13 protein-coding genes and 2 pseudogenes are annotated in these 14,207 nt (G+C 64.7%); 9 read left to right on the top strand and 6 right to left on the bottom strand.

The annotated features are described in order from the left end of the window. Nucleotides 1-22: 22 nt before the first annotated feature. Nucleotides 23-598: a hypothetical protein gene (locus ACVIN2_RS06015; protein ID WP_456764868.1), complete on the bottom strand. Its 576-nt coding sequence runs from the start codon at nt 596-598 to the stop codon at nt 23-25. A gap of 157 nt (nt 599-755) precedes the next feature. On the opposite strand from ACVIN2_RS06015, the gene ACVIN2_RS06020 reads away from it, so the two are divergent. Together ACVIN2_RS06020 and ACVIN2_RS06025 are read left to right on the top strand one after the other, a co-directional pair. Next, nucleotides 756-1,694 carry a LysR family transcriptional regulator gene (locus tag ACVIN2_RS06020; RefSeq protein ID WP_456764869.1) on the top strand — a complete coding sequence of 313 codons (939 nt, stop codon included), beginning with the start codon at nt 756-758 and terminating at the stop codon, nt 1,692-1,694. 129 nt (nt 1,695-1,823) lie between these two features. Beyond that, on the top strand, nt 1,824-2,771 hold the full coding sequence (locus ACVIN2_RS06025) for a helix-turn-helix domain-containing protein (protein WP_456764870.1): 948 nt from the start codon (nt 1,824-1,826) through the stop codon (nt 2,769-2,771). 37 nt (nt 2,772-2,808) lie between these two features. On the opposite strand, the gene ACVIN2_RS06030 is transcribed toward ACVIN2_RS06025, so the two are convergent. The 5 genes and pseudogenes from ACVIN2_RS06030 to ACVIN2_RS06050 form a co-directional block, all read right to left on the bottom strand. Further along, nucleotides 2,809-3,393 carry a TIGR00645 family protein gene (locus ACVIN2_RS06030; RefSeq protein ID WP_027517271.1) on the bottom strand — a complete coding sequence of 195 codons (585 nt, stop codon included), beginning with the start codon at nt 3,391-3,393 and terminating at the stop codon, nt 2,809-2,811. 33 nt (nt 3,394-3,426) lie between these two features. Further along, a pseudogene (locus ACVIN2_RS06035) lies at nt 3,427-4,067 on the bottom strand (TerC family protein). Beyond that, nucleotides 4,064-4,426: a hypothetical protein gene (locus ACVIN2_RS06040; protein WP_456764871.1), complete on the bottom strand. Its 363-nt coding sequence runs from the start codon at nt 4,424-4,426 to the stop codon at nt 4,064-4,066. Before ACVIN2_RS06040 ends, ACVIN2_RS06035 begins: the two are co-directional and overlap by 4 nt. 2 nt (nt 4,427-4,428) lie before the next feature. Further along, complete coding sequence (locus ACVIN2_RS06045; protein WP_456764872.1) at nt 4,429-4,902, bottom strand: tellurite resistance TerB family protein; 474 nt, start codon at nt 4,900-4,902, stop codon at nt 4,429-4,431. Nucleotides 4,903-5,162: 260 nt separating this feature from the next. Then, the gene (locus ACVIN2_RS06050) at nt 5,163-5,543 is read right to left on the bottom strand and encodes a nuclear transport factor 2 family protein (protein ID WP_456764873.1); all 381 of its coding nucleotides are present in this window, start codon (nt 5,541-5,543) and stop codon (nt 5,163-5,165) included. A 169-nt stretch (nt 5,544-5,712) separates the two neighbouring features. On the opposite strand from ACVIN2_RS06050, the gene ACVIN2_RS06055 reads away from it, so the two are divergent. From ACVIN2_RS06055 to ACVIN2_RS06085, 7 genes and pseudogenes are all read left to right on the top strand, one after another. Then, complete coding sequence (locus tag ACVIN2_RS06055; protein ID WP_456764874.1) at nt 5,713-7,476, top strand: MOSC domain-containing protein; 1,764 nt, start codon at nt 5,713-5,715, stop codon at nt 7,474-7,476. Between the two features lie 15 nt (nt 7,477-7,491). Then, entirely contained in the window at nt 7,492-8,088 is a 597-nt protein-coding gene (locus ACVIN2_RS06060) for a redoxin domain-containing protein (protein ID WP_456764875.1), read from the top strand. Nucleotides 8,089-8,138: 50 nt separating this feature from the next. Then, nucleotides 8,139-9,605 (top strand): MocR-like pyridoxine biosynthesis transcription factor PdxR, encoded by a 1,467-nt coding sequence (pdxR, locus tag ACVIN2_RS06065; protein ID WP_456764876.1) that lies wholly within the window; start codon nt 8,139-8,141, stop codon nt 9,603-9,605. 74 nt (nt 9,606-9,679) lie between these two features. Next, nucleotides 9,680-10,306, top strand: coding sequence for an FMN-binding negative transcriptional regulator (locus ACVIN2_RS06070; RefSeq protein ID WP_456764877.1), 627 nt, complete (start codon nt 9,680-9,682; stop codon nt 10,304-10,306). A 92-nt stretch (nt 10,307-10,398) separates the two neighbouring features. Then, nucleotides 10,399-11,226 carry a class II glutamine amidotransferase gene (locus tag ACVIN2_RS06075; RefSeq protein ID WP_456764878.1) on the top strand — a complete coding sequence of 276 codons (828 nt, stop codon included), beginning with the start codon at nt 10,399-10,401 and terminating at the stop codon, nt 11,224-11,226. Nucleotides 11,227-11,247: 21 nt separating this feature from the next. Continuing rightward, nucleotides 11,248-12,475, top strand: a pseudogene (locus ACVIN2_RS06080) (carboxylate-amine ligase). A 586-nt stretch (nt 12,476-13,061) separates the two neighbouring features. Next, nucleotides 13,062-14,201 (top strand): hypothetical protein, encoded by a 1,140-nt coding sequence (locus tag ACVIN2_RS06085; RefSeq protein WP_456764879.1) that lies wholly within the window; start codon nt 13,062-13,064, stop codon nt 14,199-14,201. The last annotated feature ends 6 nt before the right edge of the window (nt 14,202-14,207 follow it).

Genomic DNA, 14,207 nt, shown 5'->3' on the forward strand with positions numbered 1-14,207 from the left:
GCCGTCGCCTTGTCCGCGCCGGTCAGATCGCCGGCTCGTCCTTCAGCGCCGACAGGACCCGCTCGCCCTGCGCGGTCAGCCGGTACGTCACCAGCGGACGGCTCGACGGCGGCTTTCGCGCGAGCTCGACGATGTAGCCGCGCACCATCAGGGCTTCGAAGCTGCCGTAATAGCCGAACATGCTGATCTGGTTCTGCCTGAGCAGCTTGAACTCGCGCAAGAGACGGATCTCGTTGCCCGACAGCAGCGACCGGCGCACGCGCTGAACGAACCGCGCGCGCTGCTCGAACCAGGCCTGGTCCGGCAGTTCGTGCGAGGCCGGTGCCGGGGTCCGTTCGCAGGGACGCGAATCCTGCGCAATCTCGACCGTCACCTGCGGCAGGCACGGCATGCTGCTGCCGACAACCGCGTCCTTCGCGACGTCGAGCAACGCGAGCGGCCAGCGCCGCTTGTTGTCCACCATGACCGGCGCAGGCACGATGCTGTCGCGCACCAGCTGCTCGAAGCGTCCGGCGGTCACGCCGACATAGGCGGCCGCGCGACGGCGATCGACCAGACGCGCGTCCGGCGCGACCTCGCAAACAATGTTCTCGTCCACCCCGGATCCCCTGGCGCCTCGTTGCGCATGGCATGACAGTCCGGCGGGACCGGCAAGCCGGCGGCGAACCTAGGCGGGAGGTGCGCGCTCGAAAAGCACAGAATTTCGTACATATTGATGCCGTTTCGGCAACAGCTATAGTCGGGCCAGGGGTCCCATGCGATTTCACTCACCAGCCATCCAGTACTTCCACGCCGTCCGCCGCACCGGCTCGATCCGGGCTGCGGCGCGTTTGCTGAACGTTGCCTCGTCGGCCGTAAGCCGCCAGATTCTCAAGCTTGAACAAGAGGTTGGGTCACCGTTGTTCGAGCGTAATGCGCGCGGCCTGACGCTGACGACGGTCGGCGAGATGTTGGCCCGGCACGTCATGAACGTGCTCCAGGACCTCGACCGTTTCCGCTCGGACGTCGCGTCCCTGTCCGGGACCTGGCACGGCACTGTCAGCATTGCCTGCATCGAGTCGCTCACGGAGTCGGTGCTGCCGGACCTGATCGCCTCCCATCGTGGCCGCGCCCGGCGCGTCAGCTTCACCACCGAGGTGAAGGGGTCGTCGGATGTGCTGGAGGCCCTGAGCCGCGGCGAGGCCGACATTGGTATCGCCATGGCGCTGCGGCATCCGCCGGACCTGCGCCAGGTCGCCTTGAAGCGGTTTCGCCTCGGCGCGGTCGTCGCGCGCGAGCATCCACTGGCGCGCGGCAAGACGGTCACGCTAACCCAATGTCTCGCCTTTCCCGTCATCCACGCGCTGCCGGAGCTGTCGATCTATCATCTGCTCCAGCCGCTGATCGCACAGCTGTCCGAGACGCCGGAGCCAGCGATCCAGGCCAACTCGATCGACCTGATGCGCGAGCTCGCCGCGCGCGGCGTCGGCGTCGCCTTCCAGACCCAGCTCGGCATCGACAGACTGTCACGCGACAGCCGGCTCGTCTTCCTGCCGCTCGACAATGCCGGCAGTCCGGTATGGTCCGACCTCGGCATCTACGTTCGCGCCGAGCGCACCCTGCCCGCCCATACGGAATCCTTCCTCCAGGAGCTGGTGCGCGAATTGGGCGAGCGCGAGCGGCGGGAAAACGCGGCGCATCCGCAGATCGCCTGATCAAACAAAATCAACTTTCGATGCGCGTGGACGCGATCACGCCGACAGTAGTTTTCCGGAATATGGCCGATGGCCGGCCATTGATACCCTCTTCAAACCTGCTCAATTTAGACGCCTCAAGGATCCGAAATGCCGCTATGTCGGCTGAAGCCTTCGCGAATCCTCGGCATCGAGCGCTTCTCGGATTTCGCCGAGTTTCGCGCCAACGAGGTGCTCGGCCTCGGCATCAGCACGCCGCTCCGCCCGCGCGAATTCTCGCTGTCTCGCGCCATCCTGCCGCTCCAGGATGGGCTGTTCGTGCTCCAGCGCTCCTTTGCGCGGCGGTTTGAGGCCGAGATCGGCACGGACAATGGTGTCGGCCTCGTTGTCCCCCTCGCGTTTCACTCCACCTCCAACGGCCGCGAGGTCGACAATTCGACGATTGCGATCATGCGCGGCAAAGCCCCCGTCGACGCGATCGAGCATCATCCCAACACTTACCTGATGCTGCGCTTCAACTCGGACATGCGTCATCGCGGCTGGACCGATTTCGACACGGGCCTCGCATATGTTCGCGCGCAGGACCAACCGATGGCGCGCCTGCGTGCCGCTATCCTGGAGATGTTCTCGCTCGCCTCGGCGTGCAACGATCCCCGGCAGTTCGAGGCGCTCAACCGACCCATCCAGGAGACGCTGGTCGCCTGCCTCGACGATGCGCTCGCGCCGGCAGGCGGGCTGACCGCGCGACGCGGATCGTTCGCCAAGCACCGCAAGCTGATCGCGCGCCTCGACGAAATGGTCATGTGGTCCGGCAGCAAGGCACTTTACAGTGACGACCTCGCCTCTGCGCTCGGCGTATCGGTGCGTACGCTCCAGACCGCCGCGCACGCGGTGCACGGCGTGAGCCTGCACCACTATCTGCGCCTCAAGCGGCTGTGGTCCGCCCGCATCCAGCTCATGGTCGGAGGCGGCGGCATGAGCGTCAAGGCCGCGGCGCTCGGCAACGGCTTCTGGCATCTTGGAGAGTTCTCGCGCGGCTACAGATTGGCGTTCGGCGAGACGCCCTCCGAGACGCTGGCGCGGAGCCGACGTCCCTGAGCGCAGCCTTCGGTCTTTGAGCGGCCGTGTGTCACGTTCAGCCGTGACCGGCTCCCTTGCGCTGGCCGCTATCGCCGAGGCGGTCGACCCAGGCGATGCCGATCGCAGAGATGATGAAGGTCAGATGGATCAGCACCTGCCACATCACGCCGCTCTCGGTGAAATTGCTCCGCGTCGTGCCGAGATTGCCGGCCTCGATGAAGGTCCTGAGCAGAGAGATCGAGGAGATGCCGATGATCGCCATCGCAAGCTTGATCTTGAGCACGCTGGCATTGACGTGGCTCAGCCATTCCGGCTCGTCCGGATGACCGCTGAGGTTCAGGCGCGAGACGAAGGTCTCGTAACCGCCGACGATCACCATCACCAGCAGGTTCGAGATCATCACGACGTCGATCAGCCCGAGCACGACCAGCATGATCTGCTGCTCGCTGGCGTCGAACGAGTGCACGACCAGGTGCCAGAGCTCCTTCAGAAACAGCAGCACATAGACGGCCTGCGCGACGATCAGGCCGACATAGAGCGGAACCTGCAGCCAGCGCGAGCCAAAGATGAGTTGGGCAAACGCGCCGATTTGCGGCGCCGGCACGGAAACCGCCGAAGGTGCTTTGGGTTCGGACGTCATTGATCACTCCGGATGATGGACAGGCACGTTGCCTCAGAGACTCGCGATCACAGGCGCGAGCTCGAGCGACCCGCGATAGATCATCTCGAAGGCGACGTAAACGATGATGGCGAGGCCGACATAGCCGATCCAGCGCTGCTTCTGGAGCACGCGGCCGAGCAAATCGGCGGCGACGCCCATCAGCGCGACCGACAACAACAGGCCGAAGGCGAGGATGTAGGGATGCTCGCGCGCAGCGCCCGCGACCGCGAGCACGTTGTCGAGCGACATCGAGACGTCGGCGGCGACGATCTGCACGGCCGCCTGTCTGAAGGTCTTTCGGGAGGCCGGAGCAGCGCTGCTGCCGCCATGGCTGAACGCGAGCTCGTTCGCATGCGCGGACTGCTCGCGCTCCGCAGCTCCCGCCACATCTTCCAGCACACCCAGAGCAGCAGCACGCCACCGGCGAGCAACAGCCCGATCACTTGCAGAAGCTGGGTCGCCACGCCCGCGAAGACGATGCGCAACGCGGTGGCGGCAATGATGCCGACGACGATGGCGCGCCGGCGCTGCTCGGCCGGCAGACCGGCTGCGGCAAGGCCGATGACGACGGCATTGTCGCCGGCGAGCACGAGGTCGATCAGGACGACCTGAAGCAGCGCGGTCAGCGCTTCGGTGGTGATGAATTCAGTCATGATTGGTCATTTTTCGGTGCGGCAGGATCGAGCCATTGCGGCTTCTTCCGCTCGACCCAGTCCAGAACCTTGCCGCGCGAGGATCGCAGCGCGGGCACGTCTTCCGCGAGCAAAGCGAGGCCGAGCGGGAGCATCCAGATTCCGAGCACTGGCAGGAAGGAGAGCACGCCGCCGACAATGAGCAGGGCGCCCGAGGGGATTCTCACCCAGCGGCTGGACGGCTTGAGCAGATAGGTGACGGTGTCACCCATGCGTGGCGGTAGGCGACGGACGAGCTTGTCGAGGCGCGGGTCGCCGCCGGCCATCTGGCCGGTAGCGCCCGCAGTCCGTGTCTTATCTTCGTCCGAAACTACGCTCATGCTTACTCCTCGGCGGCGATGCGTTGTTCGGCCGGCACTGCACCCGGCGCCACCTGCTTTGCGCGAGGCAGCACCAGCGTCAGCAGGCGCAACAGCTTGATCGCCTGCACTTCGTGGGGATGCACGTCCTCGTCCGCGGCCGCGACGCGCTCCGACAGTTCCATCAAATGAGCCGACAGCGGCAGGTCCGAAACCGGACGCAAATTCTCGATCACCACATTGGCGAAATCCGGCTCCTCGAGTCGTTCGGCAAGCTCATCGAACATAGCGTAGAGCCGGTCCTCCGATATGTGCGGTGCGAGCTTGCGATCGCGGATGAAACGGACGACCTCGTCGCGTTCGACCGGCGAAACTTGCCGGTCGGCAACCGCAACCAGCGCGCCGACGATCACCAGCGCCACCGCAGCCTGCTCGTTCAGGCTGGACGGCTCGGTGATCTCGATTTCGATCGGATTTGAATGCATGGCGTCGGACATCGTTGCTCCCTTATCTTGCGAAATGACCGCACGGAGCTGCGATGGGGACGATTGGGTCGGAGAGACTCTCAAGAAGGCCCGACGATCGGCCGATCCATCGCATTCGCGCGGGACAGGTCATCCGACATCACGAGGTTTGCCGACAGCGTCGGCGTCCTCGCCAGAGGGGCCCGGATTCTTGTTCCTTCCACACATAAAGATGGGACTGTCGGAATCAAGGCGACGCGGCTGCGACCAGCCGCCGCATCAGGTTCCGTGTGTTACTCCACCCGCTCGACAAGATGCGCCCGCGAGGGCGAGGGCTCGAACCTGTCGCCGAAATATTGCGTCTCGTGCGCCACCAGACCGTCGCGGAATTCCATGATGCTCACGACGTAAGACGGCACCCCGTCATAGGTCAGCACGAATTCGCTCACCCAGAGATCGTTACCGCCGACGATGCGCCGAACCGTGAAGCGTTTCTTGTTCGGTTGCACGAACCGGCTTTGCTGGATGTTGCTGCGACCGCGGATGCGTTCGCCGGATTGCGGATAGTCCAGCACCGCGTTCTCGCGATAGATGTCGTGCTCGGCCTCGAAATCGTTCGCATCCGAAGCGTCCCAATGCCGCTGGAGCGCGGCCAGCTTGCCCTGATCATCCATCGTGATCTCCCGTCGTCCCGATTGCGTTGGCGTTACGCCATCTCAGATTGGCCTGAAGGCCGCCGGTGGCAAGGCTTGCTCGCAACGTCTAACAACGACTAACGCGCCAAAAACCCCATCCGAATGCGAGGGTGACGGCAGAACCGCGCAGTCAGATCGGGAACACGCAATGGCAAATCTGCTTTCGGTCAATGTCGGTCTGCCGCGCGACGTCGCCTGGCAGGGTCGGACCGTCCACACCGGCATCTGGAAGGCGCCGGTCACAGGCCCGCGCAGGGTGCGCCGGCTCAATATCGACGACGACGGCCAGGGCGATACGGCCGGACATGGCGGCGAACATCGTGCCGTTTTCGTCTATCAGGACGAATCCTATCGGTACTGGCAGGAGCATCTGGGTCGATCGAACCTCGTTCACGGCCAGTTCGGCGAGAACTTTACGGTCGAGGGCCTCGCCGACACCAGCGTGTGCATCGGGGACCGCTACAGGATCGGCTCCGCGCTGTTCGAAGTGACACAGCCGCGCGTCACCTGCTACCGGCTCGGCATTCGCATGGACGAGCCGGACATGGCGGCGCTGCTGGTCAGGCACGGCCGGCCCGGATTCTATTTCCGTGTGATCGAGGAAGGCGACGTCGAAGCCGGTGACGAGATCAAACAGGTCGCCACCGGGCCCGAGCCCATGAGCGTGTTCGAGATCAATGCGCTGCTTTACCTGCCGCCTCATCCGCGCGAACGCCTGGAGCGCGCGCTGCGGATTCCCGCGCTCAGCCGCGGCTGGCGCCGTTCTTTCGAGGCGCTGCTCGAGCAGCAGAAGGACAACAAGACCGCGGGAAACGCCGGGCTTGGGCCGGCGGCGAGCCCTCCTCCGGCCTGGCGCGGATTCCGCTCCTTTCGCGTGGCGCGCAAGATCGCGGAAAGCGGCAACGTGACGTCGCTGATCCTCGAACCCGCCGATGGACGTCCGGTGGCGGCCGCCCTGCCCGGTCAATTCGTCGTCATCCGGCTCGAACCTTCCGCTGCGCAGGCGATGACGCGCAGCTATTCGCTCTCGAGCGGCGCCGATGCCGCGTCCTATCGCATCAGCATCAAGCGCGAAGTTCACGGCGCCGCCAGCCGTTACATCGCCGACGAGCTGGTGGACGGCGCTGCCGTGCAGCTCGGTGCGCCACGCGGCAGTTTCACGCTACGACCGGGGGGCCGGCCCGTCGTCCTGCTGAGCGCCGGTATCGGCGTCACGCCGGTGCTCGCGATGCTCCACGCCCTCGCCGCCGAAGCGACGACGCGGGACGTCTGGTGGCTGCACGGCACCCGCAACGGCCGCGAACATGCGTTCGCCGCCGAGGCGCGTGAATTGCTGGGTGGGCTCGCTCGTCACCATAGCCACGTCTGCTACAGCGCGCCTGACCCGGGCGATCGTCTCAACGTGGCGTTCGATACAGCCGGACATCTCGACGCACGCCTGCTCCAGACCCTGAGCGTGCCGCATGACGGCGATTTCTATCTGTGTGGACCGGCAGCTTTCATGAGCGATCTGAAAGCTGGCCTCGCCACGCTGGGCATCGCATCGGATCGCATCCACACCGAATTGTTCGGCGCCGGACCATCCTTGACGCCCGGCATAGCGTCCTCCCCGCAGAAGCGAGCGCATTCGCCGGTCGGCGCACCCGGCCCCGGCCCCGGCCCGATGGTTTCGTTCGCCCGCAGTGGCCTCAACGTGTGCTGGGCACCGGCCTACGCCAGCCTGCTGGAATTGGCCGAAGCGTGCGACGTCCCCGTGCGCTGGTCGTGCCGGACCGGCGTCTGCCACAATTGCGAGAGCGGGTTGATCGCGGGGACGGTCGACTATGCGCCGGATCCGCTCGATCCAGCGGCGGACGGCAATGTCCTGATCTGCTGCTCACGCCCCCGAAACGACGTCGTAATTGATCTGTAAAACCGGGAGAGCGCAATGCGACCTGACATGATACCGGGAGTAACTTTCCCCGATTACGAGCTCAGCGACCACACCGGCAAGCATCGAAAGCTCTCCGAACTGCAGGCGGGCGATCCGATGGTGCTCGTGCTCGGCCGCGGCGGATTCTGTCCCAAGGATCGCCGCCAGGCCGAAGGCTTGCTGCAACTCCATCGCGAGATGGAGGTGGGCTATTGCCGGATGGTCACGATCACGACCGACAACATCACCCAGACCAGCGAATATCGCAGCGGCGTCGGAGCGCACTGGCCGTTCCTCTCGGATTCGCGGCGCCTCGTTCAGAAGGATCTCGACATCGCCGAATACACCGATCCCGTCCACAATCCGATGATTCCGCACGTGATCCTGCTCGAGCCCGGTCTCGTGGTTCACAAGATCTACAACGGCTACTGGTTCTTCGGCCGTCCAACCGTCGAAGAACTCCGCCAGGACCTCAGGGCAGTCGGCATGAAGTGCCGGCCGGATTGGGACATCGCGGCGCCCGGCCTCAGGGCACTGTGGGACCAGGGCCGCAATGAGCATTTTCATCCCTACGGCAAGGCTTACGTCGAAACTCTCGGCGAACGGGATTAGAACCACATTTCGACATCGTCCGCTCGGGCGAATGCCGGCTTGGAATGTGGATGATCCAGATGAAGACCAATCCCGCGCCCCGTGCCGACCGCATGGGCGCGCGCCAGATCTACGAGGCCCTGAGAGATCAGATCCTGGCGCGGGTGTACGGGATCGACGGTTTGCTGCCGTCCTCCCGCGCGCTGGCCGGCGAGATGGGCGTGGCACGCTCGACCGTCACGATCGCCTACGAACAGCTCGCCGCCGAGGGCTTCATCGAGACACGCCATGGCGCGCGGCCGCGGGTGGCTCGCGCCGTCGTCGAGCGGCGACACACGCGCGTAGCATCGCGGCCGCCGGCGCGGAAGGTGCGGCTGTCGGCCTTCGGGGACCGGTTGCTCCAAGACCCGCCGCGCTGGACTGAGCCGCCGCGCGGGCTCGTCGCCAACTTCCGCTATGGCGAGCTCGCGCCGTCGGATTTCCCGGTAGTGGCATGGAAGAAGGCCGTGACTGCTGCGATGGCGCGCAAACCCGCGCGGCTGGCCTATGACGATCCCTGCGGCGCGCTGCGGCTGCGGACCGCGCTCCAAGGCTATCTGTGGCGGTCGCGCAGCGTCCGCTGCGAGGTCGATCAGATCGTGGTCGTGAACGGCTCGCAGCAGGGTCTCGACATCTGCGCGCGCCTGCTGCTCGACGCCGGCGACCGGTTCGTGATGGAGGATCCCGGCTACCAGATGGCGCGGCACACTTTTGCGGCGACGGGCGCGGAGACGATCCCGATCCCGGTCGACGCGGATGGACTGGAGACAGCGCGGCTCGACGGCGTCGAAGCCCGCCTCGCCTATGTCACGCCATCGCACCAATATCCGCTCGGCGGCGTCATGCCGATCGGCCGCCGGCACCAATTACTCGCCTGGGCCAGGGCAAACGATGCCTACGTGATCGAGGACGATTACGACAGCGAATATCGCTACGACACCAGGCCGATCCCGCCCCTGCACGCGCTGGCAGGCCGCGGCAATGTGATCTATCTCGGCACCGTCTCCAAGACGCTCTCCCCGACCTTGCGGATCGGCTATCTGGTGGTGCCTGCCGCCCTGCGATCCCTGTTCGCCGCCGCCAAGCAGATCATGGACCGGCACACGCCGCTGATCGAACAGGACGCTCTCGCTTCGATGCTGGAAAGCGGCGCCTATGACGGCCACATCAGGCGCGTGCGCCGGCGCAACGCCGAACGCCAGCGGGCGCTGCTCGACGCACTTCGCCGCCGGTTCGGGGATCGCGTCCGGATCGAGGGCACGGCCGCCGGCCTGCACATCGTGGCGTGGTTCGACGACCTGCCGCAGAAGCGAGAGGACGCGTTGATCAAGGCGGCCCATGCCAAGGGCGTCGGCATCTATCCCGTCTCGGCACTGTTCGTCGGACCTCGCCGACCGCGGAAGACAGTCGGCCTCGTCATGGGCTATTCGGCACTGGAGGTGTCACAAATCGAGCGCGGCTGCAGGCTTCTTGCACAAGCCGTCGCCGAACTGGACTGATCAAATAGACGATAACTGGCAGTTTCTTACAGACCAGATTCCGGCTATCTCCAGATCCACACCGGAGATAGACCATGTACATCCCTCCCGCCTTCAAGGACGACATCGAGAGCATCCGGGCGACCATTCGCGGCGCCCGCCTCGCCAGCCTGGTCACGGCCACCAGCGAAGGCCCGGTCGCCACGCCGCTGCCGCTCTTTCTCGACGAGGGCGAAGGCGAGCATGGCGTGCTGTATGGGCATGTGGCGAAAGCCAACCCGCAATGGAAACTGCCGCCGATCGGAGATGCGCTGGCGATCTTCAGCGGTCCCGACGCCTATGTGACGCCGTCCTGGTACGCGACCAAGCAGGAGACAGAAAAGGTCGTGCCGACCTGGAACTATGTCGCGGTGCATGCCTACGGCCCGGTCGAATTCTTTCAAGACCCCGAGCGCCTGCTCGAGGCCGTGACGCGGCTCACGAACAGGCATGAAGGATCGCGGGCCAAGCCATGGGCCGTTACGGATGCCCCTGCGGACTTCATCGCCGCGCAGCTGCGCGGAATCGTCGGCGTGCGCATTCCGGTCGTGCGGTTCGAAGGCAAGCGCAAGATGAGCCAGAACCGCCCCGAGGCTGACCGCGTCGGCGTCGCGCAAGGTCTCGCAGCGAGCGAGAACGCGGGTGATCGCGAGGTTGCGCCATTGATTCCGGTTCCGGTGTAGTGGCCACTTGGTTCCCGACGCTCGCTGTCGGGAACCATCGTCCTGTCAGGTTCGTTGATACATTTCAGCAAGCATCTCCTGACAGGATTCCCATGTGTCGCTGGATCGCATACCGGGGCGAGACCACGTCCTTCGAACCCTACGTCACCGAGCCCGAGCATTCGCTGATCGCGCAAAGCATCCGCTCGCTCCAGTCGACCGCCGGCTCGAATGGAGACGGCTTTGGTCTCGGCTGGTACGGCGAGCATCCGGAGCCTGGTCTTTATCGTGAAACACGCCCGGCCTGGTCGGACGAGAATCTCCGCTACCTCTGCCGCCATTTGCGCTCGCATCTGTTCTTCGCCCATGTGCGCGCCGCCACCGGCACGGCGGTGACGCGGCAGAACTGCCATCCCTTTGCCTGCGGCCAGTGGATGTTCATGCACAATGGCTTCGTCGGCAGCTGGAATCGCCTGCGGCGCAAGGTCGAGGCGCTGATCCCCGATGCCTACTACCCCTCGCGGACGGGCACGACCGATTCGGAAGCCGTGTTTCTCGCCATGATGGGCGCCGGACTCGACGCCGATCCGCTCGGCGCAACGCATCGCGTGCTGCGATCGCTCGTCGGCCTCGTCAATGAAGGCGAGCTTCGTGAGCGGCTCCGCTTCACCAGCGCCATCGCCAACGGCCGGGATCTCTACGCCTTCCGGGTCGCCGTCAACGATGCCGCCAACACGCTGTATTTCCGCGAGGCCGGCGGCCAGGTCATCGTGGTGTCCGAGCCGTTCGACAAGGAAACGGACTGGACGGAAGTGCCCCCGAATCACGCGTTGGTCGCACGTGCGTCCGAAAGCGCGAAAATTGTTCCGTTCGATCTTGCAATTTGCGGTGGGGCCGACGCGGAACCCGCCCCTGTCAGAAGGATTATCGCCCGCAGGTAAATACCTTGGCCGGGTGGCACGATGACATTTGCATCAGACGTTTTGAGACTGCTGCGGCTCGATTCCTCGGAAGACAAGCAGCACCTCGTCATTCGCTCCGCCGGCGGACGCGGCAAGGCCGCGGAATATTCGTTCGGCATCGAGGAGGAATACTTCCTCGCCGATCGGCGCAGCCTTGAGGTAGCGATCCAGACCCCGAATGAGCTTTTCGAATCTGCGAACTGGTCCACCGGCGGCCAGGCGATGCGGGAGATGTTGCAGTCGCAGCTCGAGATCGCCACCAACGTTCATGTCGACGTTGCCGACGCGCGCGAAGAGCTTCGCTTCCTGCGTCGCGAAGTCGCAAACGTCGCGGCACAATATGGCTTCGTGATCATGGCCTGCGGCACACATCCGACCGCGGTCTGGCGCATGTCGCAGCCGAGCCCGAAGCCGCGCTACGAGGAGATGATCGAGGATCTGCGCAGCATCGGCCACCGCAACCTGATGTGCGGCATGCATGTCCACGTCCAGCTGCCCGATCCGGAGAAGCGCATGGCGGTGATGCGAGCGATGCTGCCGCATCTGCCGTTGTTCATCGCCCTGTCGGCCTCCTCCCCGTTCTGGAATTCACACAAGACCGGGCTGAAGGGCTATCGGCTCGCCGCCTATTCCGAGCTGCCGCGCACCGGCCTGCCAGAATTGTTCGAGAGCAGGCAGGATTACGACGAATATGTCGGCGCGTTGCAGCGCTCCGGCGTGATCCCCGATGAAAGCCACATCTGGTGGGCCATGCGCCCCTCCATGAAGCACCCGACCCTCGAGCTGCGTGCGCCCGATACCTGCACCTTCGTCGACGACGCCGTTGCCATTGCCTCGCTCTATCGCTGCCTGACCCGCTATCTCTATCTGCGGCCTCATCTGTCGAAGGAGGTCACCGCGGTCGAACGCGCGATCGCGGTGGAGAACAAATGGCGCGCCCAGCGCTACGGCACCGATTGCATCTTTGCCTCCAAGGACGGGCCGGTCGAGATCTCCGAGCTGCTCTCCCGCGTGATCGAGGACATCGCCGAAGACGCCGCCCGCGCTGAACTGCGCCGCCGAGGTCGAACACTGTCGTACCATCGTCGAACGTGGCAGCTCCGCTGAATTCCAGCTTCGTGCCTTCCGCGACAATGCAGAGGACATCGCCGCGGTGTCGCGCTGGATCGCAGACGCGACGATCTCCGGGACGAGCACCCCGGCGGCAGGCGTCGCTGCGCCCTCGTAGCGCCCGCGCAAGCTTCGGGAGCAACGATGTTGCTCCTGAATCCGGAAGGTCGCGGAGAGAACCATGAATCGCGTCAAATGTTGCGCCGGCTGTGGCCATGGCCTCATTCCGATGCTCTCGGCCAAAGGGCGCGCGGAGCTCAGCTGCCTGTGGTGCGAGCTCATCGAGGCACGTGCTGTGGACATGGCGAAGTGGGCTGACAGCCCGTACGGCAAGCCCGAGCGCACCCTCCGTCGATCTTTCGAATGAACGGCTTCAGACGCCCGGCCGCCGGTAGCTACTGATCGGCGCGGCTGCACGTCCGCGCCAGAATGCCGACAAATTAGACAAGACACGTTTCGTCGCCAGGTTTGCAGACCGGGCGAACATGGCCATGCAGGCTGGCGAAGCGTGTCAGCTAACCTCAGGTGCAACCTCGATTTTTCCTCGCGTGGCGGCGAGTCGCCAAGCCTTGCGTGCCGCACAGCACTTCGACTGGCCCAAAATTCGCAAGGCAGCATCAGGCCTGATCCCCTGCTCTCCCGATTGCAGCAGCAAGATGCGTGCGCCGAGAGACCGGGTGAGCGGTCTAGAATCGGAGAATGCCATGAACGTGCATGCCGCCGGCGATCTCAAAATCACCGGCCTCACCCGCCCGGACGGCGCCCCCCTTCGCCTCAACGCTCAGGATTTCGTGGCGATCGACCGCGACCGGAATGCGAAGTTCGAGGCAACGTACCGGCCGCAAGCGCTCTACAATCGCGCCAACGAGGGTTTCCACGCCAACAACGAAACCTTCCTGCTACACGAAGTCGCGACCAATCTGCCGATCTATCTGCCCGACACCGGTCCGACAGACTTCCATCTTCATCTGCCACCGGGCGGCTTTCAGCTCGTGTTGGTCACCTCGGGCGCGTTCACCTTCGACTATGACGGGCGCTTCTACAATGTCGGCCCCGGCGCGGTGATGCTGCAAAGCGCGATCGTGCATCGCCAGCTGTTCTACACCTGGTCGGGATTGTCGACCGAAGAGAATTTGAAGACACCGCAGACGGTGGCGCCGGATCCAATTTCCATGGGCTATTCCGGCAAATTCCTCGAAGCCTTCATCACCGATCCGACGACGTTTCCAAACCCGACCATTGTCGGCCCGGATCAGATCAACGAAGACGAGACGCCACGGGTGGCATGGAGCCACTCTCTGCATGATCGTCCTGCGGACGCAGGTTTTTGGCTCCAGGACCCGCTGGCGCTGGATGCGCTGTTCAAACCGCTCACCGACAGCCCGGTCAAATCATCGATGCCGGTCTATGTGCGCGACATCGGCATTGAAGTGCCGAGCGGCCATCTCGTCACCGGCCACATCATCGCAACCGACCCGCGCGGCCAATCGCTCTTGCCCAAGAGCACGTCGGCAGTAGCGGACACTGCCTGTCTCGCCAAGGGCGAGGTCGTGATCTACCGCGTCATCCGCGGCACGGCCGAATTCAGGAACAAGACTGGCGAGACCTTTGAACTCGCGGCCGGCGATGTGGTGACGGCGGGCAAGAACGCCACGGCCCTCGTCGGTATCGGTGAGAGCACGCAGGTCCTTCGGCTCGGCCTCCTCAAAGGCATGAACGACCTCCGCAGCTGGACGCCGACGCAACGCGACGAGATCGACGGCCTCGCCGGTCAGATCATCACACAGAAGGACATCCGTCCCCTGCGCACCGAGGGCAAGCCGGTCGGGTATCTCTACGACTGAGCGGAG

The organism is Bradyrhizobium sp. USDA 3650, assembly GCF_054057395.1.